The 24,427-nt window shown below is 44.4% G+C and carries 22 protein-coding genes, 1 pseudogene and 1 other annotated feature; of the genes and pseudogenes, 9 read left to right on the top strand and 14 right to left on the bottom strand.

Annotation, left to right across the window (positions count from 1 at the left end; genetic code table 11):
- Nucleotides 1-24: 24 nt before the first annotated feature.
- A complete protein-coding gene (locus QMA13_RS06875) occupies nt 25-1,056 on the top strand; it encodes a BMP family protein (RefSeq protein ID WP_282940446.1) in 1,032 nt (343 codons plus the stop codon).
- Nucleotides 1,057-1,183: 127 nt separating this feature from the next.
- Here QMA13_RS06875 and QMA13_RS36335 read toward each other — a convergent pair whose 3' ends face one another.
- The 4 genes from QMA13_RS36335 to QMA13_RS06860 all read right to left on the bottom strand — a co-directional run bounded on the left by QMA13_RS36335 (nt 1,184) and on the right by QMA13_RS06860 (nt 3,466).
- On the bottom strand, nt 1,184-1,882 hold the full coding sequence (locus QMA13_RS36335) for a CD3324 family protein (RefSeq protein ID WP_349254198.1): 699 nt from the start codon (nt 1,880-1,882) through the stop codon (nt 1,184-1,186).
- Between the two features lie 15 nt (nt 1,883-1,897).
- On the bottom strand, nt 1,898-2,572 hold the full coding sequence (locus QMA13_RS06865) for a hypothetical protein (RefSeq protein ID WP_282940445.1): 675 nt from the start codon (nt 2,570-2,572) through the stop codon (nt 1,898-1,900).
- A 194-nt stretch (nt 2,573-2,766) separates the two neighbouring features.
- On the bottom strand, nt 2,767-2,922 hold the full coding sequence (locus QMA13_RS36550; RefSeq protein WP_481858208.1) for a DUF4083 family protein: 156 nt from the start codon (nt 2,920-2,922) through the stop codon (nt 2,767-2,769).
- Nucleotides 2,923-3,091: 169 nt separating this feature from the next.
- Nucleotides 3,092-3,466 (bottom strand): hypothetical protein, encoded by a 375-nt coding sequence (locus QMA13_RS06860; protein ID WP_282940444.1) that lies wholly within the window; start codon nt 3,464-3,466, stop codon nt 3,092-3,094.
- A 1,105-nt stretch (nt 3,467-4,571) separates the two neighbouring features.
- Between QMA13_RS06860 and QMA13_RS36545 the strand changes: the two are divergent.
- Nucleotides 4,572-5,344 (top strand): annotated as a pseudogene (locus QMA13_RS36545) (IS110 family RNA-guided transposase); the annotation flags it as partial.
- A gap of 62 nt (nt 5,345-5,406) precedes the next feature.
- Here QMA13_RS36545 and QMA13_RS06850 read toward each other — a convergent pair.
- The 3 genes from QMA13_RS06850 to QMA13_RS06840 form a co-directional block, all read right to left on the bottom strand.
- Nucleotides 5,407-5,631 carry a hypothetical protein gene (locus tag QMA13_RS06850; RefSeq protein ID WP_282940443.1) on the bottom strand — a complete coding sequence of 75 codons (225 nt, stop codon included), beginning with the start codon at nt 5,629-5,631 and terminating at the stop codon, nt 5,407-5,409.
- Nucleotides 5,628-5,954: a YbjQ family protein gene (locus QMA13_RS06845; protein WP_282940442.1), complete on the bottom strand. Its 327-nt coding sequence runs from the start codon at nt 5,952-5,954 to the stop codon at nt 5,628-5,630. The genes QMA13_RS06850 and QMA13_RS06845 overlap by 4 nt, the downstream gene beginning before the upstream one ends.
- A 222-nt stretch (nt 5,955-6,176) precedes the next feature.
- Nucleotides 6,177-6,713: a hypothetical protein gene (locus QMA13_RS06840; RefSeq protein WP_282940440.1), complete on the bottom strand. Its 537-nt coding sequence runs from the start codon at nt 6,711-6,713 to the stop codon at nt 6,177-6,179.
- A gap of 93 nt (nt 6,714-6,806) precedes the next feature.
- Here QMA13_RS06840 and QMA13_RS36540 point away from each other — a divergent pair, with 93 nt between their 5' ends.
- Together QMA13_RS36540 and QMA13_RS06830 are read left to right on the top strand one after the other, a co-directional pair.
- Nucleotides 6,807-6,941 carry a transposase gene (locus QMA13_RS36540; protein ID WP_481858207.1) on the top strand — a complete coding sequence of 45 codons (135 nt, stop codon included), beginning with the start codon at nt 6,807-6,809 and terminating at the stop codon, nt 6,939-6,941.
- Between the two features lie 486 nt (nt 6,942-7,427).
- Nucleotides 7,428-9,914: a winged helix-turn-helix domain-containing protein gene (locus QMA13_RS06830; protein ID WP_282940439.1), complete on the top strand. Its 2,487-nt coding sequence runs from the start codon at nt 7,428-7,430 to the stop codon at nt 9,912-9,914.
- Between the two features lie 324 nt (nt 9,915-10,238).
- Here QMA13_RS06830 and QMA13_RS06825 read toward each other — a convergent pair whose 3' ends face one another.
- The 3 genes from QMA13_RS06825 to QMA13_RS06815 all read right to left on the bottom strand — a co-directional run bounded on the left by QMA13_RS06825 (nt 10,239) and on the right by QMA13_RS06815 (nt 14,616).
- On the bottom strand, nt 10,239-12,350 hold the full coding sequence (locus QMA13_RS06825) for an ABC transporter ATP-binding protein (protein ID WP_282940437.1): 2,112 nt from the start codon (nt 12,348-12,350) through the stop codon (nt 10,239-10,241).
- Nucleotides 12,347-14,155, bottom strand: coding sequence for an ABC transporter ATP-binding protein (locus QMA13_RS06820; RefSeq protein ID WP_282940436.1), 1,809 nt, complete (start codon nt 14,153-14,155; stop codon nt 12,347-12,349). Before QMA13_RS06820 ends, QMA13_RS06825 begins: the two co-directional genes overlap by 4 nt.
- A 134-nt stretch (nt 14,156-14,289) precedes the next feature.
- Nucleotides 14,290-14,616, bottom strand: a complete 327-nt coding sequence (locus QMA13_RS06815; protein WP_282940434.1) for a hypothetical protein — start codon at nt 14,614-14,616, stop codon at nt 14,290-14,292.
- Nucleotides 14,617-14,803: 187 nt separating this feature from the next.
- Between QMA13_RS06815 and QMA13_RS06810 the strand changes: the two genes are divergently transcribed.
- On the top strand, nt 14,804-15,784 hold the full coding sequence (locus tag QMA13_RS06810) for a metal-dependent hydrolase (RefSeq protein WP_282940432.1): 981 nt from the start codon (nt 14,804-14,806) through the stop codon (nt 15,782-15,784).
- A gap of 216 nt (nt 15,785-16,000) precedes the next feature.
- On the opposite strand, the gene QMA13_RS06805 is transcribed toward QMA13_RS06810, so the two are convergent.
- Entirely contained in the window at nt 16,001-16,225 is a 225-nt protein-coding gene (locus QMA13_RS06805; RefSeq protein WP_028549480.1) for an alpha/beta-type small acid-soluble spore protein, read from the bottom strand.
- A 151-nt stretch (nt 16,226-16,376) separates the two neighbouring features.
- Here QMA13_RS06805 and QMA13_RS06800 point away from each other — a divergent pair, with 151 nt between their 5' ends.
- Nucleotides 16,377-16,556, top strand: coding sequence for a DUF5325 family protein (locus QMA13_RS06800; RefSeq protein ID WP_282940430.1), 180 nt, complete (start codon nt 16,377-16,379; stop codon nt 16,554-16,556).
- A 3-nt stretch (nt 16,557-16,559) separates the two neighbouring features.
- Here QMA13_RS06800 and trpS read toward each other — a convergent pair whose 3' ends face one another.
- A complete protein-coding gene (gene trpS / locus QMA13_RS06795; RefSeq protein ID WP_282940429.1) occupies nt 16,560-17,543 on the bottom strand; it encodes a tryptophan--tRNA ligase in 984 nt (327 codons plus the stop codon).
- A 62-nt stretch (nt 17,544-17,605) separates the two neighbouring features.
- Nucleotides 17,606-17,883, bottom strand: a binding site (T-box leader).
- Between the two features lie 178 nt (nt 17,884-18,061).
- Between trpS and QMA13_RS06790 the strand changes: the two genes are divergently transcribed.
- From QMA13_RS06790 to QMA13_RS06780, 3 genes are all read left to right on the top strand, one after another.
- A complete protein-coding gene (locus QMA13_RS06790) occupies nt 18,062-19,180 on the top strand; it encodes a permease (protein ID WP_282940427.1) in 1,119 nt (372 codons plus the stop codon).
- A gap of 14 nt (nt 19,181-19,194) precedes the next feature.
- The gene (locus QMA13_RS06785) at nt 19,195-20,166 is read left to right on the top strand and encodes a TIGR03943 family putative permease subunit (protein ID WP_282940426.1); all 972 of its coding nucleotides are present in this window, start codon (nt 19,195-19,197) and stop codon (nt 20,164-20,166) included.
- Between the two features lie 184 nt (nt 20,167-20,350).
- Nucleotides 20,351-21,298, top strand: coding sequence for an aldose 1-epimerase (locus QMA13_RS06780; protein ID WP_282940424.1), 948 nt, complete (start codon nt 20,351-20,353; stop codon nt 21,296-21,298).
- A 96-nt stretch (nt 21,299-21,394) separates the two neighbouring features.
- Here QMA13_RS06780 and QMA13_RS06775 read toward each other — a convergent pair whose 3' ends face one another.
- Together QMA13_RS06775 and QMA13_RS06770 are read right to left on the bottom strand one after the other, a co-directional pair.
- Nucleotides 21,395-22,228, bottom strand: coding sequence for an alkaline phosphatase family protein (locus tag QMA13_RS06775; protein WP_282940422.1), 834 nt, complete (start codon nt 22,226-22,228; stop codon nt 21,395-21,397).
- A 184-nt stretch (nt 22,229-22,412) separates the two neighbouring features.
- Nucleotides 22,413-24,293, bottom strand: a complete 1,881-nt coding sequence (locus QMA13_RS06770; RefSeq protein ID WP_481858140.1) for a rhamnogalacturonan lyase — start codon at nt 24,291-24,293, stop codon at nt 22,413-22,415.
- Nucleotides 24,294-24,427 lie beyond the last annotated feature (134 nt).

Here is a 24,427-nt window from a genome sequence, read left to right as displayed (position 1 = left end):
TTTTTTGGAAACGAGGGGTACATCTTGAGAAAACTTCTTTCGAAATTGGCTTTGTCGAGCTTGGCTTTGGCACTTGTCTTTTCATCCGGTTTGTCTACAGCAGAAGCTAGCAAAGGCCCGTCACACACCAATCATAAAAAAGCAAAAGTCGCTCTATTAATTCCGGGTTCCTCCAAGGATGGCGGCTTTATGGAATCTGCTTACCGCGGATTGGTTAAGGCAGAAGAGGACTTCAAAATCAAGGCAACCTATGTGGAAAATATCCCGCATGATACCGCTCAAATTGCGGACGCATTACGCGCATTGGCTAAGAAAAAACCGGATATGATCATTGCTCATGCAGGGCAAAGCTCGGAAGCCGTGAAGCTAGTAGCTAAAGAATTTCCAAAAATTAAATTTGTTAATACGCAAACGAATTTGACCGGTGATAACCTGTCCAGCTATCAGGTAAAACAAGAAGAATCCGCATGGCTGGCAGGCGCAGCAGCTGGACTTCTCACCAAAACGAATGTGGTTTCTCATATTTCCGGTGCTCGCGTAGGTCCTGGTCTGTTGGGACGCGCAGCATATGCCGACGGTTTGAAATACACGAATCCTAACGCAACGCTCCTTACCACGTTTACAGGTGATCAGGAAGATGCCGATTTGGCGAAACGAGTTGCGCAAGCGCAAATTAACGCGGGCTCGGATATGATCTTCACCATGCTGAATACAGCTCGTTCCGGGGTTACGGATGCAGCACGTGAGAATGGCGTGTATCAATTCGCTAACGTTCGCGATTATTATGCCGATGCACCCGATGTTTTCATTGGATCTGCGATTTCGGATGCAAGCTTGACAGTATACGGAGCAATCAAGGATTTGACCGAAGGTAAGTGGAAGCCGAATATGGTGAAAAAAATCGGACTTGAAAATCCGGATGCCGTTCGACTTACCTTGTCCCCTATTGTTCCACAAGACGTGAAGGATAAAATTGCAACGTTCGCCGAGAAAATTGAATCAGGTGAAATTGTTATTCCTTCCGAATATACCGGTCCTGAATTTACGAATTATTAAACCATCGTTCAAATATCGTATCGTTTAAGTGAATCTCATCATTCGTACGTTGAGCACTTCTTTAATCCCGAAAGGGTTAGAGGAGTGCTTTTTTAGCTATCATGTCTCTATAGTACGTCAATCAAAGTCATACTTTCTCAACAAAAAATAATACGGTTCCATAGTATTTCATAAATCTTTTATAATCGTTATTTCCTTTCAAAACAATAATGGTCGAATAAGCATTTACTTTGCGTTGCTTTAGTGCGCCCATTAACTCTTTCTGTACGGTGCAATAAAATTTGCCTTCTGCATATTGAATAAGAAGCGGTGGGAGAGCGGCTACAGGGTCCTCATCTTCATCTACATGATCTTCCCCGGACTCTATTCCATCACGCTGAATAAGACGCAGTGGAAACTTAACAACTCCAAAATACAGATGATCTTCGTTCATGAAATCATGTAAAATGGGAGCAGCTTTTCGGGTAAGCATTAGATAGCATTGAATCCATATTTCGATCATCCCGACATTCGCATATTGTACAGCTGATTCTATAGTCGGAGAATAGGTTAAATGCCTATCATTTTTCTTTGAATAGATGATTTTCTTAATGGAATCCAAGGATATAAAGTAATCGTCCGCAAGCTCCGAAACCGTAACTCCATGGGCATACTTATTGCGAATCATCAGGTTGCGCCGTTGCAATTGATCTCGGTAACCGGACGCTTCGCCCCAAGCCCTTTTTTCCTCTCCAGAAGGAATATATAGAAGTTTTCCTGCCGCGTATTTCTGGATTTCTTTCAATAGTTCTTCTGGTAATACATCGCAGGCATTCTCATATTTCATCTCATCACCATCTATTTAGGCGTATAGCCGATCTTTCAGCTCTCTGATGGATTTCATGATGGACATGCACGATTCCGTATCATCAATCGAAGCATGCCAACGCAAGGTATCGATCCCTTTATAATAAGCCATACATAAGAATCTTTCTTTAAAATCGGGTATGATGATATCCCTTTTTTTGCAATACTCAACGAACAATTCCGGTATTTTTAAGTAAGGCTTATTTAAGTCCATAATGGCAAAATCCAAAAGGAAATCGCAAATGCCGGATCTGCTCCAATCAGGGAAACCGACCATGGTCTTTCCATCTGTGATCATATTGACGAAAAACGTATTGTTATAAACCAAATAACGTCTTCCTTCACAATAACGAATTCTATCGTCCATTTCCTTGAAGTATTTTTCGAAAAATTCACGCTCTAAAACCGTCGTTTCAAACATTTCTTTCCAGTTATACCAGTAGCCTTCTTTATCTTCTACAAAGGTATCAATCAGGAATTCTCTGCAGGTCCCATATTCTGTTGTACATTCATCATTAAACTGACCATAGCCTTCTACTCCTGTTATATCCGATGAACTAATTTCTAAAATCTCGTCAAAAAACAATTCATAGCAATCTGCAAACTGTTTTGGAGTTAATTGATTTGCAACAAATCCATTCGGTGTCATACTTACCTTTACAGAAAGCATCGATTTAATTATATTGTCCTTCCCCATCCTTTTTCCCCTTTTCCTTTTCAAATTATAACAGTTGCGCAACTGATATATGAACATCATATCATTGGGAATGTATGGGATATAGGCAAGGAATATCTTAAATCAACATTACACATAGGTTAATAATTACTGTTTACAGTCAGTCCCTTGTGCACCTTGAAGGATTATCATTTCCTTTGATCATTTTGTTGATCTATTAAGGTATCCATCTTCTGTTCCAGCCTCCTTAATGTATCGTTTGAAACTTTGCTCCTATCGACTATACCCTTAACAAATCTATATAAACTAAAGAAAAATAATAGGATTAACCCTAAAAATACCATCTGGGCAATCATAGATGTCCAAGAAAACATGGTTACCACCCTCCTTATCATTTCTACGAAATATTCGTTAAATACATCGGGAGATTCTTTAAATCAAGCAAAAGAGGAGCTGCTGCGATGCTAGCCCCTCAACTATCGTGTCCCGTCTTATCAGTAATGGTTAGCGAGATCATTTCTTTCTCATAACTAATAGAAGTATTACTATTACTATAAACAGGCTAATTGAAAATAAGTGTCTTTGAATTAATCTTTCCAAGTAAGGAGCATCAATCATTACTCTCCATAAGCTCCAACACTGATAAAATAAACATCCCATATAAATAGATAATGCCGTTATCCATCCCCAGTTTCTTTTACTTAGAAGTACTATTCCTGGGACTAGCCACGCCAGGGAGCTTATTAAAAAAGAGTAAAAAACATGATACTCCCCAATTGAGAAATCAGGCTGGGCTGTAAAAATCAGCTTTAATGCTTGAGATAAAAATAAAATACCTATGGTTATTTGTAATATTGAAAACGATTTGGCAAAGCTAACCTGACTCAACACTCAACCTCCTCACCAAGCAAAAAAGGTCCTCTTCAAAATATACCATATATTTACATTTTTAAACAACTAATTTATGTGATATTATCCTCCCTCTATGGAGAATCACATTACTCTTAAATGCTTTCTTTTGAAGTCTTATTCCTGGCATTAACGTAATCTCCCCGTCAGCATAACACGGCTGCAGCCACGTCTTAGTTGATTATTTTTTTTAGTTCTCCGTTAGTTACTGGGGGACAAATCACAAGTGATCGACTGTCTTCATTATCTTAGGCAAGTGCACAGTCAAATAGTTATTCACCCACATAACATGGGATACGAGTTAATTTAAACTTCTTAAAAGGGTGTGGAATTCAATGTTTTTTATCCCGCAACCACAGGTGTACATGAGGCAACCGCTATCTCCTCCACCAACGTTCATCCCCCAAAAACCTGCGGTATCCTATGTAATTGACTGTTTATATGAGTACACATACGTCTGGCTATTGAACGGAGACCATTTCTGGTTTTATCCTACTCGTGTAGAATATGGTGAAGTATCAGGTTATAGGTGGGATGGAGCCTTTTGGATGTTTTACGGAATTGACCCAAGAATCATTGATGCCGTGGCCTGCCCCCCAATTCCTACCCTTTACTGAATTTCATTTCACACGACCTCCTGCCTGATAGCAGGAAAAGGCAGCCGCTCAATCGCTATTGGCTGCTTCCTTGTTTATTGAACTCTTGTTCTCCGTTAGTATCAATTTATCTTATCCTAATGAGGTATCTGGTTGGCCACATGTACCATATAAACTATATAATTAGAGCACATGACTCGGTATGTGTATCCCAGTTTGAGGCATAGTAAAATGCTAGATTGAAATTAACAAATTTTTGAACGGAGGGTGAATCATTTGAGCCATTGTTTATTTATTATAAAAGCAAATAACTTAATAAATAAACAAGAAGCCGCATTCACCCACAATATGATTTAACAACTCTATATTTGTCATTATTTTATAAATATGGTATGTTTACATTTCTATTTTCGAATAGATTTTGAATGAGATGCTTCTGTTTATTTAACAGGAGCATCTTTTTTTTGTTGAAAACTTGGGGTGATGTAGATGTCAAGGATTTCGAATGGATCGCCAAACTTCTCCGTCTTGGACTACTCAAAGCAAGCTTCATTCCAAACCGAAATCAACGCGAACTTCGAGAGCTTGTTCGGTATCGCCGTAGCATCAGAGAGAGCCAGACAACACAACGGCATTCAGAAGGTGCTGGAAGGAGCAAACATTAAGCTTGGCTCCGTCGTCTCGGATATATGGGTGTCTCCTCTCGTGACATGATTAAGACCATTTTAACTCACATTGATTTTTTGAGTGAACAGGCTGAAGTTCTCGACAAAGAAGTTGCTGCACTAAACGGTTAGATTCAATCCCAGGTATAACCACTCGAATGGCGGAGCAGATCCTGGCGGAGATTGGAACGGACATTAATCAACAGTTTCCCAGTGCAGCGCATTTATGCTCTTGGGCTGGATTGGTACCTGAACATAAAGAGAGTGCAGGTAAATAGAAATCTGCCAAAACCACAAACGGGAACAAGTATCTTAAATCTGCTTTGGTAGAAGCAGCCCATTCCGTTCCTGCATCAAAAAACTTTCTCGGAGCCATGTATAGACGTACAGCAGCATGAAAAGGTAAAAAGCGAGCAGCAGTAAATGTTGCTCATACTATGTTAAGGATTGCGTTTTATCTACTAACTCGTAAAGAAATGTATGTAGACCTTGGTGAGGATTACTATGACAAACAGAAGTAACAATCTATTGTAAAGTATGCCGTTCATAGACTGGAGTGCTTAGGTTATTCAGTAACGATTGCGGCTAATTCCTAGTTGCAAAGCATTTCACCCACACCTTTCAGACGCTTTTAAAAATGAGTGAACTGCGTCTTCTATTATTCACGAATATAGATTCGCTCACCTGTATCCGGGTTGTAATAAACTCGCTGCTTCTCATGCGTAACGGGATCTACGCTAACTTCCTCCGTGCGGATAAACCCATTGGGAATAACCCCAGCCTTTCTTTTTTTGTAACGTTTGTCATAGACAAGCACAGATAAAATAATGATGATCAGAACAATGACTAACTGAACGCCATAATAGCCTAGGATCCAATTCATTCTCTTTCTTTTTCAACCACTACGGCGGTGCCGTATGCTACGATTTCACCCATTGATTTTCCAATTTCTCCTGAATCAAAGCGGACCATCACAATGGCATTCGCGCCCATTGCCTGAGCGTTTTGTACCAAGCGGTCCATGGATTCTTTCCGGAGATCTTCTAGCAACGAAGTGAACTGTTTGATTTCGCCTCCCACCAAACCTTTGAATGCTGCTTTGATGTCAGCGCCAAGCCCGCGACTCCTAACAATCAGTCCAAAGCACATTCCTTTGACTTCTTTGACTTTATATCCTGGAATGTTTTCGGTCGTAACGACGATCATGTGTATACTCTCCTTTAAATTTTTTTCCATTATTTTAACACATTAATTCTGAAATTATTAATAAGCTTTATTGCTCTAACCAGCCAGTCAGCACAACGAGGCTGCCGATCCATGTCAGCAGCCTCGTTCTTCTGAGCTATAGTGTCCCGTCAGCGTAACTGAAAAGACTTTAATAATTTATAAAGCGGTTTTTTAACCCTACCCTTATGCCCACAGTATCTTTCAATTCAACTTGTTATTTTGTGATGAGACGTACTTACGAAAATAATCAACAAATGGGGCATAAATATTTCGAACCTCATGAATTTCATTCTTAAACTCTTTTTTAATAATTTCTGCTTGTTTTATTTCCAAATCAATTGAGTATTCGCTCTCTTCATAGTCACTCAGCTTATAATAAAAAAATTCACACTCACGTTTAACTAACTGATATCCGTCAGCAAAGTCACCAGATTCTTTCAAGAAAGATGCCCATGAAAGTTCCTTTCTTTCATACCTTAAAAACAGACAGCCCACATGAAAATCATATAATGAATTTGGGAAAGTTTCAAACGGTTCCGAAAAAGCATACGTATTTGCAATTGTAATTGCATCTCCAATATACTTTTTTATTGCAAGTTCGATAATCCAATATGGAGGTCTATCCATGTTTTCAATGACTTCATCACAAAATATGAAATAGTGCTTATACCATATAAGCTTTGATTCAAGCATAATGCCTATTTTTCTTGCGAATTGTCTGTTAAGTTCTACGATCATAGGTCACCTCCAGACATTTTAATTGTCTTGCTCTACCTCATTTTGATACCACATTGACTTCCTCTCTGAGCCCAAGAGGTTGCCAAAAGAGTCATCTCAGACCAAGAAGACATAGAACGATTAGATTCTGTACCTGGTATTGCAACTCGGATGGCTGAACAAATACTAGCTGAAATAGGAACAAATATTAAACACCAATATCCAAGCGCGGCCCACTTATGTCATTAAACAGCACTCGTACCCGGACATAATGAGAGCGCAAGCAAACGAAAATCTTTAAAAGGAATGAAAGGAAAGAAATAATTAGAATCTGCATTAACAGAAGCCGCACATTCTGTAGGTGCAGTGGCCAAATGACATTAATTTTTGATGCTATCTAAAATTGATTTAACAAAATCAGTTTTAAAAGAAGATAACTGCCGTTAATAACGTGTCTCCAATTTACAGTCCAAGCAAGCCCCTCCTTTCACGCTTACCAATCTATCTAAGCAAGTTCATACAAGCCATCTCCATGTCAACTTTTTTTACATAAATAAGCATGCGAGGTGAAAATGAAGTATAATTGGAAAGGATACCAAATTACTTAAAAATCACCAAGTGAACTTTTTTCAGATTGCTTGCATTTTTGCAAAATTCGGAGGGATTCCAGTGTTTGTAAGTACGAAATTTCATATTCCCCATGTGCGTAATAAATTGGTTTCCCGACCGAGGCTAATGAACAATCTTGATGAAGGGATGAACGCTAAGCTAACGCTTGTTTCCGCTCAGGCCGGTTACGGGAAAACTACTGCCTTGTGTGAATGGGTGAAACAATGCCGTGCGCATGTAGCGTGGATTTCGTTGGATAAGCAGGATAATGATTGGACTCAGTTTTGGAATTACGTTATCGCTTCCATTCAGGAAAGAGTGCCCGGCTTTGCTATAGAGGTTCTGCCTCTCATTGAAAAAGGAACTTCGCTGTCCTTCAGCCATGCCATTACGGCGCTAGTGAACGAGCTGAATCGTCTGCCCGGCGAACTGGTTATCATTTTCGACGATTATCAATTCATTGAACTTGACGCTATTCATCAGTCACTGATTTATTTGATCTCTTATTTGCCGTCTCATATTCATATATATATCGCAAGCCGATCCGATTTGGCGTTTCCTACCGCCAGGCTTCTGGCCAAAGGTGAACTTCATCAAGTCATCATGCAGGATTTGAGGTTTCAACTGGATGAAGGAATTATTTTTTTTCGTGAAACTACGGAATTATCGCTAACGAATCAGCAGGTGATGGAGCTGCATGATCAGACAGAGGGTTGGATTAGCGGGCTGCAGCTCGCAGCGATTTCGCTGAAACGCAGCAATAATATTGCCGAGTCGATTCATCAATTCGGCGGTAAGCAGTCCCATATTGCGGACTATCTGCTGGAAGAAGTGTTTCAACATCAATCGGAGCCCATGCGCTCATTTTTAATGGAGACCTCGATTTTAAACCGGATGAACCGTTCTTTGTGTGAGGCTGTAACAGGTCAGATGAATAGTCAAGCATTATTAGAAACGTTAGAACAGCTGAACTTATTCATCCACCCTTTGGACGACCAAAGGAATTGGTACAGGTATCATCATTTGCTTTCTGCATTTTTACAACAAATATTGTACAGAACAAACCCGAATAAATGGGCACAAGCACATATTCATGCGGCGAATTGGCTAGAGAAGCATGGATTTGACGAAGAAGCGGTAGAGCATTTTTTAGAAGGAAAACAGTATGCGGATGCCGTGCGGCTGATCGAGAAAAATCTGCACATCTTGATGCAATTCAAGAGTATTGCGTTGATGAAGTGGGTTTCCGTTTTACCGGAAGACTGCTTTGCGGAGAAACCTATGATCGAAATGTTTTATATTTCTGTATTGCTGGGTGTAGGCAAATGGGAAGCCGCTTTTCAAAGAGTCGAGCAAGCTAGAGCCCTGTTTCAAGCACTAAAGGAGAAACTCACCGATGCAGAATGGAATCGGATTATGGGGAATATCTACTTTTTCAGCGCAATCACCTCTTATCTTCAGAAAGACTTGGTACGGACGTCAGAATACTTTGAGTTAGTTGAACGACATGTGCCGGAGGGCAGTTTTTTTCAAACGATGGGGCGTAACAGGTATCAAGGCTATGATTCGTTCGACGATCATCTGGCGTTTATCAATGATCTTCATGCGGCCCATAAGTTTTTGCTGAAGTGGATTCAACATTGGGAATATAAAGCAGAGTACCCTTTTGTCGGTTTTTTGTACGCTACTTATAGTAAATTGCTGTATGAGTGGAACATGCTGGAGGAAGCAGAGTTTTATGTAAGTCAGGCACTCGGACGTAAGGACGTGCAGCCTTTTGCCCGGATTATGATTCATCTTGCTGTCAGTGCCTCGCGGATTCAACAAGCCAAAGGGAACGCCAGCCTTGCCTCCGAACTGCTTCAGAAGCTGAAGTCTCAGATTGATTCTCCGGATTATGATTTATTTATGTTGAAAGTTGATGCGGAGCAATCGTATTTATCCCTTCGACAAGGCTCATTGGAATACTCGCTTGATTGGCTGCGAAGATGCGGTTTATCGCATACGGATGAGGTTTCACTGAGTCGTTTGGCAGAGCATCTAGTTTTGGCTAGAGTGCTTACAGTATGCTGGAGGATGGAAGATGCGCTGTATCTGTTGGAACGGATGTATCTGTTACTATCCGAGGAGGATCGTCTGCGGGATCGAATCAAGGTATTGATTCTGCAAAGTATGGCTCTTCAGCGTCTGGGGCAATTGGACACAGCTCTGCAACGGCTGGAGACTGCTTTACAATTGGGGGAACCGGAGGGCTATGTCCGCAGCTTCATTGATGAAGGTCCTGAGATCGCTGACATGCTATCCGCTTATTTAAAATTACACCAGGGCGGTCCATCCGGAAATGCCGGTTCGGTTTCGATACGTTATGTTAAGCAGCTGCTTCTTGCTATGAATGTGACGGTGAAAGAGCCACTAAAAGAATTGCTCACCGAGCAGGAAAAAAGAATTATGCGATTGATAGCAGAAGGATTATCGAATAAGGAAATCGGCCATCATTTGAACATCACAGGTGAAACCGTAAAATCACATATTAAAAATGTATATAGAAAGCTGCAAGTCAATAATCGATTGAAGGCGCTGCAGCGTACCAAGGATCTAGAGACGCTGGTCTGAGTGAAACTTTTGGTTTGAGTCCCCCGATTGGGGGATTTTTTTATTACCCAATAGACTGTTGCTTGAACTAGAACTCTATTTTAGCAGTATGTGGTCCGACGGATATAAAAAAACAAGGCTCCTTGAATTTGACTTCAAAGCAGCCTTGCTTAACATTCCCTTTATTTTCTCTTTCGCGCCCGCATATTCAGCAGAACAGTTATTGCCTTTGCGCAATACAGCATCACACTGGCCTCACCCAGCATATTGCCGGGCTTTATAAACTGGAGAGAAGATCCTCTATATGCATGAATAATAATAAAAAAAGAAGCAATTTATTTTCTCTTACTTCGCCGCTGGCATCGGCTTCTGCTCCTTATACTGCAGCTCATACAGGCGGTAGTAATAACCGCGTTGAGCCAACAGCTGGTAGTGGTTACCGATTTCACGCACTTTGCCTTTGTGCATAACGACGATTTGGTCGGCATGCTGAATCGTGGACAAGCGATGAGCGACAATCAAAGTCGTTCTACCTGCAGAAATGTTGTGAAGCGCATCCTGCACGACGATCTCAGTCTCCGTATCGATGTTCGACGTCGCCTCATCGAGAATAAGAATTTCCGGTCGGAAAGCAATCGCACGAGCAAAGGATAGCAGCTGCCGCTGACCCAGCGACAAGTTAACGCCGCGTTCGCCAAGAGGCGTCTTGTATCCCTGAGGCAAATCATTGATATATTCATCAATGTGTACCATTTGAGCGGCTTCGCGGATTTGCTCGTCCGTTATCTCCTTGTTATTCAAACGGATATTGGATGCAATATCTCCAGTGAACAGGAAGACATCCTGCTGCACGATACTAATGCTGCGGCGTAACTCGTCGAGCGGAATTTCCCGGATATCGACACCGTCCAGACGGATGCTCCCTTGTTGAATATCATAAAATCGGTTGATTAGCTGAATGATTGAGCTTTTGCCTGCCCCCGTTGCTCCGACGAAAGCTATCGTCTGCCCAGGCTGAATCGTAAAGCTAACATCCTTTAGTACCCAATCTTCGCCATTATAGGCAAACCATACGTGATCGAACGTAATCTCACCGCGCATCTGCTTCGGTAAGCTTTTAGTGACAGGCGCATCTACGATGGAAGGCTTTTCGTCCAGCATATCGAAGATTCTTTCCGCCCCTACCATCGCTGTCTGAATCTGGTTATATTTCTCCGCAAGACTCATAAGTGGCTGGAAGAACTGACGGACATAATGAGTGAAGGCATACACGATACCGAAAGTTATCCCGCCCTCAATCACGCTCGCCCCCCCATACCACAACAAGAGAGCAATTGCGACGTTACCCAGGAATCCAATTGCGGGCTGGAAAATCGAGTTGATGATCGTTCCTCTCATCCCAGCGCGGTAAAATCCCGTATTATGGTGATCGAACTGTTCCCACTGCCTCTGTTCGCGAATAAAGAGCTGGGTAATTCGGATACCGGATAAATTCTCAGCCAAAAATGAGTTCAAGCGGGACAAGATCACCCTCGATGTACGCTGAGCTTCCCGTATAACGGAACGATACCAAAACGTAAGCACTGCTAGAAACGGAATAACTGCAAAAGACAGCAGCGCGAGCTTCATACTCATTTGCATCATAATAGCGATAGTCCCGATTAAAAAGATGACGTCCTTAACCAAGTTCACAACAACCTGAGAATATAGTTGGTTCAGCGACTCCGTATCTTGAGTAACCCTAACAACTAACCGACCAACCGGGTTGCGGTCAAAATACGACATCGACATCCGACTCAAATGGTTGAACAGCTTTTGCCGTATGTTGAAAATGATCGTTTGGCCCGTAAATTGAAGCAGGTTACTTTGCAGGTAATTCAGAATCGAACCCGTCACAACGGTTAGAAGAAACAATATTCCTAGTGTAGTAAAACCGCTATAATCCTGCTTTTTAAAGGCATCCAGCGCATTTTCGTCCATTAGAATTGCGTCAAATGTCTTGCCATCCGCATTCAGGCGCGTGGGGTTCGTCTCCTGCTCCAACTTGACCTCCGTTTGCTGTGTAGGCAGCCAGCCTGAGATCATGTAGTCCTTGTTCCCCAAATTAACGATCTGCTTCTTTTCCACCCCATCAGGGATCGCTGCCTTCGCCGCTGCATCTGGGTCCAGCCTGACGTAGCTGCGGTTATCCCAGGAGGCCTCAGCCCCCCCATACACCTTAAGCTTTTCGGTTTGACTGTTCTCCACCGCGAGCATTGGCTTGTGCAGCCCGTTAATATGACCATCGATGGCTATTTTCATCAAATAAGGTCTAGCCAAATCAGCAACCACAATTAGAAAAGATAGCGCGATACACAGCATGATCATTTTCCAGTAAGGTAAGGCATAAGACATTAGCCGGGTTAGCAGTTGGCTGTCTTTGAAATTTTTGACGTCTTTCTCTTTATGAATATTCATGCCCCTGCTCCCCTCTGTAAAAGCCCGCCTTTGGAATGTTCATGCTCTTGGCCTTCTTGGCGCTCCGCCTCTTGATCCAACAGCTGTTTATGGTACATATCCGCATAAATTCCATTTAGGCGAAGCAGCTTCTCATGAGAGCCGGATTCCACGATTTCTCCTTCATCCATGACCACGATTTGATCCGCTCCTTGAACAGAGGAAATCCGATGCCCTATAATTATCGTCGTTCTTTTGTTCATCACGGATTTCAAGCCTTCGAGAATCAAATCCTCCGTGATCGTATCGACCGCCGATAAGCTGTCATCGAATATAAGAATGGAAGGCTTCTTAATAATGGCCCGGGCAATGCTGACACGCTGACGCTGTCCTCCGGACAACGATATGCCGCGTTCACCGAGAGCCGTATCGAACTGCTCCGGAAATTCCACGATATTATCGTATACCTGCGCTACCTTGGAAGCTTCGACTACCTGCTCATCCGTGTAAGGCTTCGGATCGAAGCCGATATTGTCACGAATGGTGGAAGAGAACAAGAACTGATCCTGTGGAACGATTCCGATTTGGCCGCGCAGCGTTTGCAACGGAATTTCATGAATATCCTGCCCGTCGATGAACACCGTTCCTTTGGGCGGATTGTACAGACGGACCAACAGATGCACCAGCGTGCTCTTCCCGCTGCCGACTCTTCCGACAATCGCAAGACTACTCCCTTTTTTCACTTTAAGAGAAATATTTTTCAATGTCGGACGAACTGCTTCAGGATAAGAGAAGGTTAGATTACGGATTTCGATCTCTCCATCAATATCCTTAATGTCCTGCTTCGCCACGACATCATCGACAATTTCCGGCTGCGTATTGAAAATTTCCATCAATCGAAGCTCAGACGCTTTGCCGCGCTGCAACAAATTGACGACTTTGCCTAAGTTTTCGATAGGTCCCATTAAGAGAGATAAATAAGTATTAAAAGCAACGAATTCGCCCAACGTAATGATGTTTTTGAGCACCATAATACCTCCAAGCACGACCGATACGAGAAAGCTAAAGCCCACAATGCCTGAGCTCAGCGCACCGAACAGCGAGTTGGATTTGACGAATTTGCGGTTCATGTCTACCGCATGCTGATTGTCCTGTGTGAACAGCTTGCTTTCCTCTTTTTCCTGCACAAACGCTTTTACAACTCGAATACCTGCCGTAAATTCCTGCACACGGCTAGTTAAATCCGAGATGGCCCTCTGCATGTCCACCGACTGCTGCTGAATGCGCCTGTTAAACTTATATGCCAATAGACTTAGCAATGGCAGCGGCAGCATGGTAAGCAGTGTCAGAAGCGGATTGACGGAAGTGACCATGGCAATGACCGAAATGACAATCAGCATCATGGACTCCATAATGTTGAAATACCCTTGCATCGTTACCTCGCGGACAACGCCGACATCGCTGATAGCGTGGGACATCAAATCCCCGATCCGTTGATTGTTAAAATATTGCGCCGACAGCTTCTCCCAATGGTTGAACAGTTCTCCTCTTACTCGCATTTCCAGCATTCGGGATAAGCGAAACAAGTAAATCCGGCTTGTCGAACGAAAGAAAGCGATTCCTAGACCGACGGCAATCATCCAGACAGCGAACTTCATCGTCTCGTTATACGTCAGTGTCGAATTCTGCAATTTGTCTGTGAATTGACCGAGCATAAGCGGAATAAGCAGCTGCAGCAAACTTGATATGGACAATAATGCAAATCCCATCAGGTAAGGCCATCGGTTTCTCTTTACATGCTCCCAAAAAATGTTACGCCTCTCCATCCGTAATTCCCCCCGCGGTATTCCCCATTATGCCTAATTCTATAAGCAAAATCTGAGTCTTGTATATAAGCTAATGTTAAGATTACCGCGATTGCTCTCAAGTTGCCATGGATTTACTTGCTTCATATTATGGACTATTTTACTTTTTCAAAATGCCAAATATGAACCTTTTCGTTTCCTCCCTTAATCCATTCATCTAGCTTATTCCACTCCGTTTGGCCGAATGGATTGTTCATGAAAGCTGACTGACCCTCCTCTGATGCCTCTCTCCTTCTTGCTTGCTTCAACAATATGTACTGCTCTTTCGACAAGCCTGTCCATATTTCGACGAACAAGCCCGGCTGATCGCTTCCTTCATAAAACGCCACATTTTCATATTGCGCCCGAACTTCAGCCATCCAAATTGAATAATTTGACGTGTAAGCGGGTAAGATTTGATATTCAACAAATACTTTAGACATTTTTTCACCCCGTTGCTTTATTTTAAACAATAAAATGATACACTAATAATATGCTCTCAAGCCTGCTTTTCTCAAGAAAAAAGAAGAAAGACAAGCAAATCTATGCTAAATCTTTCTTACAGAAAGCTCAGTTGATGCTTACGATGAAAGCTTTCCTTTGGAAAGCTCTTAGGAGGAGACAAACACCATGGACAGCGGGACACACCTAGTGATAGGATTCGGGTTAGCCGGACTGGCTTACATCGACCCTGTCGTTGCAGCGGACTCTACCGTTTCCACTGCCGTATTAATTGGAACCGTACTGGGATCGCAAGCGCCCGATGTAGATACGCTGCTTCGTCTCAAAGGCAATGCTATTTACATTAAAAATCACCGCGGTCGCTCCCATTCTCTACCCGCTCTTCTCATATGGACCGCACTTATTACGCTGGGGCTTATGATTGGGTTCCGCGGCCTCCCATTATGGCATGTCGCTATGTGGGTATTTATCGCGGTGGCGTTCCATGTGTTTACCGATTTGTTCAATACGTACGGGACGCAAGCAATAAGGCCGTTTTCGGAAAAATGGATTTCCTGGAACATCATTCATATATTTGATCCGATTATTTTTATCTCCCATCTTATTGCTATATTCATGTGGTCCGTTCATTTGGTCCGACCTGAGATCATTTTTCCAATTTTATACATGATCTTGGCCGTATATTATATTTGGAGATCGTGGTATCATCATTACTTGGAGTCTCATTTGTACCAAAAAGATTCCAGCTATGAAAAGGGCGATCGCTATTACCTGATTCCAACCTTTCATTTATATGTTTGGCAAATCGTTAAGAAAAAAGCGGACGGCCATTTCGTTCTCGGTGAATACAGACATAATAAGCTTAAATGGGTGGATGAAACGTCATGCGCGGTTCATCCGGCTGTCGATGCATCCAAAAAGCACAAGGATATCGCCTCCTTCTTATATTTTACTTCCTTCGCTTGCGCAGAAATGCGTAACCACGAATGGGGCTATGAGGTACGATGGATTGATGTGCGTTACCGTCACCGGAGACAGTATCCTTTTGTCGCTGTAGTCATGATGGATAAAGAACTGAACTTTCTGGATTCTTACGTTGGCTGGCTGAGTGATTCAAGGCTTGAGAAGAAGCTGCGTGTCAACACGTAAGAGCTTGGTGCTTCTACGAGTATTTTCTCAGTCCATAGCTCTATTAAGATCGTTGACGTTCGTTAGGGCTGTTGCGACAGCCCTTTTTCATTTCTTTCTCCTTATTAGAGGCGGACAAGCTGTCTTAGTCTCTGCCGTTAAAAACAATGCAACAAAAAAGCCCAAGGATTGCTCCTTGAGCTTCTATGATGATACGTTGAATCAACAACCATTCGATTAACGGAATTGACCTGCCAGGGATTGCTCCGCGATTTGTACCAGACGGCGAGTGATGTGACCACCGATCGCGCCCGTGTCACGGGATGCCATGTAACCGTAGTACCCGTCTTGTGGGATTTGAATACCCAACTCTTGAGCTACCTCATACTTCAATTGATCTAAAGCTTGGGAAGCTTGTGGAACTACCAATGTGTTACTGTTGCCGGATTGTCCTTGTGCCATGATGATCAGCACTCCTTTCAATCTGAATGATATCTTTGATGTATTTGCAAGCTTGCAAAGTTATTATGTGACGTACGCCAAAAACTATTCACTCATTTTGAAAAATGTTTTTTGATTTTCAAATACTCTTCAGAAAGGCGGTGCTTCCCGCATGAACAAAGGACTAGCTCTCTTCTTCGCCATCGTAGGAGCCTTGCTTTTAGCCTGCATCAGTCTCGGTCTGAGTCTAGGAAACGTTTGGCTCGTCCTGCTCTTCACGATCTTATCTATCGGCTTTATCGGCTTCGGCTTCGTCGTCAAAGCGAGGATGAGAAGACGTAACGGCAATTAAAGATTATCGGAGAATGAAACCCATTTTTTCTTTGACGGTATTCAAGATTTTCTCCGCTTCCACTGAGGCACGCTCAGCTCCTTGGCGTAAAATGTTACGAATTTCTCCTGACTTACGAATGTCGTAATATCTTTGCTGAATCGGCTCAAGATGAGCGACAACCTGTTCGGCCAGCTCTTTTTTGAACGGTCCGTAGCCTTGGCCTTCGTATTGAGCTTCGATATCCGCAATGGATTTATCGGAGCATTGAGCATAAATACTCATCAGGTTACTAACCTCAGGCTTGTTCTGAGGATCAAATTTCACTTCACGACCCGAGTCGGTAACGGCTCGGCTTATTTTTTTGCGAATGACATCCGGCGCATCGAGCATAGCGATAAAGCTGCCTTGGTTCGTGCTGCTTTTACTCATTTTCTTGGAGGCATCGTCCAGTGACATGATCCGTGCTCCAACCTTCGGAATGTAAGGATCCGGAATGGTGAATGTGTCGCCAAAACGTTGATTGAAGCGGTGTGCCAAATCACGCGTCAGCTCCAAATGCTGCTTCTGATCGTCACCTACTGGTACCAGATCGGCATTGTACAGCAAAATATCTGCAGCCATCAGGGAAGGATAAGTAAACAAGCCCGCTCCTACGGATTCTTTTCCCTCCGCTTTATCCTTGAATTGAGTCATTCTTTCCAACTCACCCATATACGTTAAAGTAGTCATCAACCATCCGAGCTCTGCGTGCTGGTGAACCTGCGATTGCAAGAAGACGGTCGCTTTGGCTGGATCGAGGCCTGCCGCGATATATAGTGCAGCTACTGCTTCCGTTTGCTCGCGGAGCGCCGCTGGATCTTGGGGTACCGTCACCGCATGCAAATCTACTACCATAAAGTAGCAGTCGTGCGTATGCTGAAGCTCCACATAATTTTTCATCGCTCCGATATAGTTTCCGAGAGTCGGTAGGCCGCTTGGCTGCATGCCAGATAATACTCTTTTCATGATGAATTCCTCCTTGGAATCGTTCTATTTTCAATTTTCCACGCAAAAAAGGCCCTCCCGTCGCAAGGGACGAAGGACCGTGGTGCCACCCTAATTTGCCTAACTTCGACACGTATGCACGTATCGTATCAGTTAAGCCTTAAGCTCTTGTAACGGAGAGTAACCGGACCAGCCTAGGACCAGGGCTGCTGCAAGCCTACACAGCTTGTGCTATTGTGCGCCTAATCGTTCAACTATCAGCTCCAGGACCCATTCAACGCCACCTATCTACCGATTCACAGCACCCACCGGCTCTCTGAAAGACTCGTTGTCGTCTACTTGCTCCTGTCATTGCTTATACTTGTTATAATGTGCAGTTTGCTTCTTGTTATCATAAACAAACGATCCTCCGGTGTCAATCCTCCCCCTTTGTACATTAATTTCTTTTGAAAAATTTGTATTTCGCCTGTCCTATATACCGCCCGTCCAGCATATTATATAATAATAATAATTACGAATTAGAAAGGGAGAAATGTCCATTGCAAACTACGCTCATGCGCTGGGGCACCAATATACTTGCCCTTCTATGCGTTATCATGCTTTTGCTTATTTACACCCAAAAGCAGACGCTGGATCTCAGCTTTCTTAGCAGCCCTGCGATGCAAAGCTTCAAAACATTATTTTTAAGCATCATTCTAGAGGCATTTCCCTTTGTCCTGCTTGGCGTACTTGTCTCCGCTCTGCTCCAAACGTTCGTCTCTGAGCAAACAATTCGTCGCCTTGTTCCGAAAAATCCAGTCCTCGGCATTTTATTTGCTTGTGTCGTCGGCATCATATTTCCATTATGCGAATGTGGGATGATCCCCGTGATTCGAAGGCTGATGAAAAAGGGCATGCCCGTCTATGTAGCCGTCGTTTTTATTCTGGTCGGTCCGATCATTAATCCCGTCGTCTATGCCTCTACGTATATGGCCTTTCGCAGCCGTCCAGAAATCGCTTATTCCCGTATGGGGCTTGCGTTCATCGTAGCACTTGCTCTTGGTCTGATCGTGTACAAGTTTTTCAAAGCGGATCCGCTGCGCGGCTCTTTGCCGGCTTCAGCCGCTAGCCACGGGCATCATTCACACGAAAATAATCACCATCACTCTCACCACCATGACCATGATCACAAGCATCAGGACCATCATCATGCTCACGAAGGCGGCACACACGATCATCATGCTCATACTCATTCCCGTACAGGTGTCACAGGTCGTTTCTTAGGAGTGTTAGGTCACGCATCGGACGAGTTTTTTGATATGGGAAAATATTTAATTTTTGGAGCTATGATTACCGCGGCGATACAAACCGTCGTATCGCGTGAAAGCCTCGTGTCGATAGGGCAGGGCGATATCCAATCCCATTTGTTTATGATGGCTCTTGGCTTCATCCTATCGCTCTGCTCGACATCGGATGCTTTTGTTGCATCCTCTTTCACATCTACTTTCTCTACAGGATCGCTGCTAACTTTCCTTGTGTTTGGACCGATGCTGGATATTAAAAGCACACTGATGCTGCTATCTGCTTTTAAAACCAAGTTCGTACTGAAATTATCGTTATTGATCATCCTTGTTGTATTTGTATGCTCGATTCTGTTCGAACGAATATTTTTGACATAAAGGAGCGTGACCCTGTGAGTCCGCGAATATTAAGCCTTCATCACCTAATAAAATCCGCGATCCTCTTTGGATTCGCCATGTATATTGTGTACCTGGTCAAAACGGATAACATCCTGTTCTATATCGCTCCACGGATGATCGATTATGTTAAATGGTCTGCATTCGGACTGTATGCCATTGCCGTCTATCAAGTGTACCTGGGAATCCGCTCCTTTTGGGGGACAGCCGCCGAATGCGATTGTGATCACGACCACACCCCCTCTTCATCTCTGCTCAAAAATACGGTCATCTACGGATTATTCGTCGTTCCGTTATTGTTTGGCTTCCTGCTGCCGGATACGTCCATGGGAAGCAGTCTTGCAGCTAAAAAAGGCATGAATTTAAGCAGCTCCAGCAGTGTAAAAAAAGAGGCCGTCAGCGCGGTGCCTAATCCTCCCGCTTCACTGCCCCCTTCGCCTTCATCTGGCTCGGGAGCATCCGGGGCTACAATACCATCAACACCGGCAAGCCCCAAAACCGAAGCGGCGTCCTCAACCAATTTGGATGAAATGTTCCCTTCGGATAAATTTACCGAACACTATGCCAAGTACGCCAAACAAATCTATAAGTCCGACATAATCAAGGTAAAGGAAGATCTATTTCTTGAGACATTAACAACGGTAGATTTATACATAGATCGATTTATAGGTAAAAAGATGGAGCTCACCGGATTCGTCTACCGGCAGGAGGATATGAAAGACAACCAGTTCGTCGTCGGCCGCTTCTCCATCCAATGCTGCTCCGCCGATGCGGCGCCATTCGGTGTGTTAGTTGAATATGACAGGGCCAGCACGTTCGCCGACGATGCCTGGGTTACTGTCACTGGCACCATTCAAAAAACAAAATTCAACGACATGGATATTATGGTGCTCAAGGTTGAGAAAATTGCCAAAGCCGAGCCGTCCAAATCGCAGTACGTTTATCCTAATTTCGATTTTGGCACTTGATGGCGGAAGATTGAATACAGAGCGGCCTCAGCGGTTTAGTGCTGAGGCCGCTCTCAATTGATTCTCGCTTAACTCTTGTTTTTCATCATGACAGACAGAGCCTGCTTTGATACAATAAAGCGGAAGAGCTAAGCACCTTACATACTACCGTTCATTCTTACACGGAAAAGGAGACTTTTTTCTCATGATCAAGCAAATAGACTGGCAGGGAACACCTGCCTACACCCTTGAGAACGATAAGCTGATCGTATCGATCTGCCCTGCACTCGGCAACAATGTTTACAGCATTTGGGATAAAACGCTGGAGCGTGAAATGCTTCGGGTACCCGCCTCCCCTGGCGAAATGGAGCAGCAGCCGGTTCAATTCGGCACACCGATCCTGATGCCACCGAACCGGATTCAAGAAGGCCGTTTTCAATTTAACGGACAATCGTATCAATTCGATGTGAATCATGCCACTGGCAACCATATTCACGGTATGCTGCGCAGCCAATCTTGGACCGTTACTGCCTCAGGCGAACAAGACGGCAAGGTATTCATTACCTCTGCTATCCATCTTGCAGACGATGCTAACGTTCAACGTCAATATCCTCATCCGTTGGAGCTGGAAGTCACTTATGTGTTGGAGGGCAGCCGTCTAAGCCAGCAATTGAAGGTTCTGAATAAAGGAACTACACCTGCTCCTTTCGGCTACGGACTTCATACTTGGTTTCTGTTGGACGGCGAGCCGGAGAACTGGAAGCTAACGCTGCCTGTCAGCGGTATTTGGCAGCTTGATGAAGCGAACCTACCAACTGGGGATATCGTTCCGCTCGGTCAATACGAAACCCTCCTTGAAGGCGTGACTCTGAAGGGCCATAATCTGGACACTGTGTTCCAAATCGGCGACCATCCGTGTCTGGCCGTACTGTCCAAGGAAAATGTTGAGATTCGTTACAGCGGCTCCAAGCTGTTCAAGCAATGGGTCATTTACACCAAGGGCGAAGCACATGATTTCATCTGCCTTGAGCCTTACACTTGGGTCACCAACGCTCCGAATATCGACCAGCCTGCAGAAGTTACAGGCTTACTCGGAATCGATCCAGGAGCAGCATTGGAGCTTGAAGTCATCCTTGATGTAGTATATAAATAACGATAAAGAGACTGTAACCGGAAGCAAATTGCTGCTCGCGGTACAGTCTCTTTTTTTAACTCAATAATCTGAGCTTAGTATTCGCTCCATTTATGATCAAGCTGTAAACCATCCTTCAGGCACTCGTGCCTCCCACTCCACAGGAGGGGTTATACCCATTGCTCGGCATGCAACTGCTGCCGTATCCAAAAGTCCAAGCTCCTCTGGGGCCTCGGAACCTGCCTCAATCCCTGGACCTGCGCAAGTCCAAAATACCGTCTTATCCAGTGGTTCATCGCTGCCATGCCCTTTAGGATTCAGGCCACCTCCGCCGTGATCCGTCGTAATAATAACGAGGCTATCGTCAAGCCAACCGGCTTCTTCCATCGCGTCGAATATTTTTCCGCTAAACCGATCTGTTTCCGTAATGGCCTCCAGGTAATCCGGTGTGCCAAAGCCAAACTTGTGACCGGCATAATCCGGATAATCGAACTGCACAAATAACAAATATAAATCCTGGTTGTTTCTTATATATTCGGCTACTGCCTCTCCCAGCTCAACATCGGGCAAGGACACTTTATGTACTCCGATACCTTCTTCAATAATCCCGTCCATAATCGGTTGCCAGCATGTAAAGGCCGCTAATTTGCGCCCCGGATAAGCCTCATGGGCCAATTTGAAAAAGGATGGGTATGGCGAATCATCAGGATACCGCTGGTCGGCCGCTATATCATTATTCAGCATATGCTTATCCGGACTCACTCCATGCAGCAGCGATCCCCAACATTGTGCGCTAATCGTCGGTGATACGGTCTGCGCCCGTAAGGTTGAAGCCCCTCGCTTCATCCATTGATCCAAATAAGGCGTTGAAGTATGCTGAACAAAGCTGCCTGCACCGTCCCAACCGATCACAATGACCCTTTTGATAGGACTTAAATTTTGCTCGCTCATGTTCCTCTCCCCTAACCCGATAGTTTTTTCCAAACTTCCCTGCTCTTTTATTGTATTAAGAATTTACAATTAGTCAACACAAAATACAACTAAACACAAACAAACACATTTATATACAAAAAGAAAAAGCACGAACTCGGCAGTATCATCGCCAAATTCGCACTTTTTATTAACGGTTATTAAGTTAAGGGGTATACATATTCGGCTGCGCCGGAGTACTCATACCGGTACCGAGGAAATAGCTCGTATGCGGAGGCTGATTATAGCCAACATTTTGCCACGCTACACCCAACCGGTATACTGGATCATGCATTAACGTGTACAGTCGTGTGCTAGTGACATCTGTAGTTGTATAAATTCTCAGCGCAGTGCTATCTGTCGTTCTCCATATTACTTCCTCGCGCCAGTCGCCCAGCAGATCCGCCTGCAGCGTAGGCGTCGCTTTGGTGCCGTTGTTAGAAGCCGTTCCGGTTGCAGTCAAGAGGTTCGTCGTAGTGGAGTTGGTGTAGTTCCATTTATCAATACGAATGTCATCCAGCAGCTCTCGGGACAAATCTCCGTCCCACCAAATGCCGAAGTTCGTGGAAGATGGAAGCGTTGTACCTATTTTGGTGCCTGTGCTTGTGTACAAGCCTCCATTCGCCCATACTTCTTCGCCAGGATAACGAGGGTCGATATCGGCGGACATCCCTCTTCCAACGTCTTTGCCGGCGTAGACGCCCCAAATCGTCTGTCCTGTTTTGGCATCACGATACTCCAATCCGTAAGGAGAGGAAGTATCCTCGTGTACCTGGAACACCTCTAAGCCCGGACGATTGGGATCTAGGTCGCCTACGTGCATAGCGTCTCCATGACCTAGTCCCGTCGAATAGAGCTTGCCGCCATTATCGTCAATAGCCATCGCGCCGTAGATGATCTCATCCTTGCCATCTCCATCGACATCCGCGACACTCAAGTTATGGTTGCCTTGGCCCGCATAAGCGGAATTGCCAGAAGTATTCGAATCGAAGGTCCACAGCTTCGTCAATTGGCCACCGCGCCAGTTATAGGCTACAAGCACTGTGCGGGTGTAATATCCCCGAGCCATGACTAAGCTTGGTTTTTGACCGTCCAAATAAGCGATGCAAGCAAGGAAGCGGTCGACACGGTTGCCGTAATTGTCACCCCAATCACTTACAGTGCCACGAGGAGGATCGTAGTTGGTCGTTACGAGTGCCTTCCCATCCGTCCCCCGGAAGATGGTCAAAAATTCGGGACCGGACAATACCCGACCTGTCGAGTTGCGATAATCCGCCGTTGCACTACCGATGACTACGCCGGTGCCGTCCTTGGTACCGTCAGCTGTTTTCATCGCTACTTCGGCTTTACCGTCTCCATCCAGATCGTAGGCCATAATTTGCGTATAATGTGCCCCAGCGCGAATGTTATTCCCCATACTAATTCTCCAAAGCCGTGTGCCGTTCAATTTGTAAGCATCTACAAACACTTCGCCAGTATAACCATCCTGTGAATTATCCTTGGAATTGGAAGGATCCCATTTCAAAATGATTTCATACTGACCGTCACCATCCAAATCAGCTACCGTAGCGTCATTGGCGCTGTAGGTGTACGCCGTTCCATCAGGACTTGTGCCCCCTGCTGGCTTCTGCAAAGGCACCGTCAAATAGTTGGTACCCCACACGCTTACCGTAGGCGAAGCCGTTTGCTCCACCCCTCCTACCACAGCACGAACGTAATAGGTCGAACTAGTGGTGCCTCCGGTGTCCTGGTAATTCGTGCTAGTAGTAATCGGAGAGCTGTTGAGCTTCGTTCCGTTTCGATATAAGTTGAATGAAGTGCTGCTTGCTTCCGTACCGAGCAATCGCCAGCTTACGAACACGCCGGTACCCGTCTTCACGGCAACCAAGCCACGATCCAGCTTTTCCATTTGTCTGGCGACGCCAGCGGCAGAAGCCTGTTGTGGGCTTACGAACGATTGCAGTGGGAGCAGAAATGAACTTGCAAGGACGCAGCTGAGCAATACTGTACCTGTTCTTTTCAGCCTACGTTTCACATTTTTCAGCATGAATTTACCTCCTTAGAGTTTTCTTAAAGAAAACTTGCTTCATAAGCATTAACTTAGAGTTTTCGTCAGAAAAACTTACTTCGTAAGCCGTGTTTAGATCAGGATGTATCGCTGATCGATCTCATCATTTCACC

This window comes from Paenibacillus sp. RC67 (assembly GCF_030020805.1).
In the GTDB taxonomy this organism is placed as follows: Bacteria; Bacillota; Bacilli; order Paenibacillales; family NBRC-103111; genus Paenibacillus_S.
This window is presented reverse-complemented; position numbering and strand designations above follow the sequence as displayed.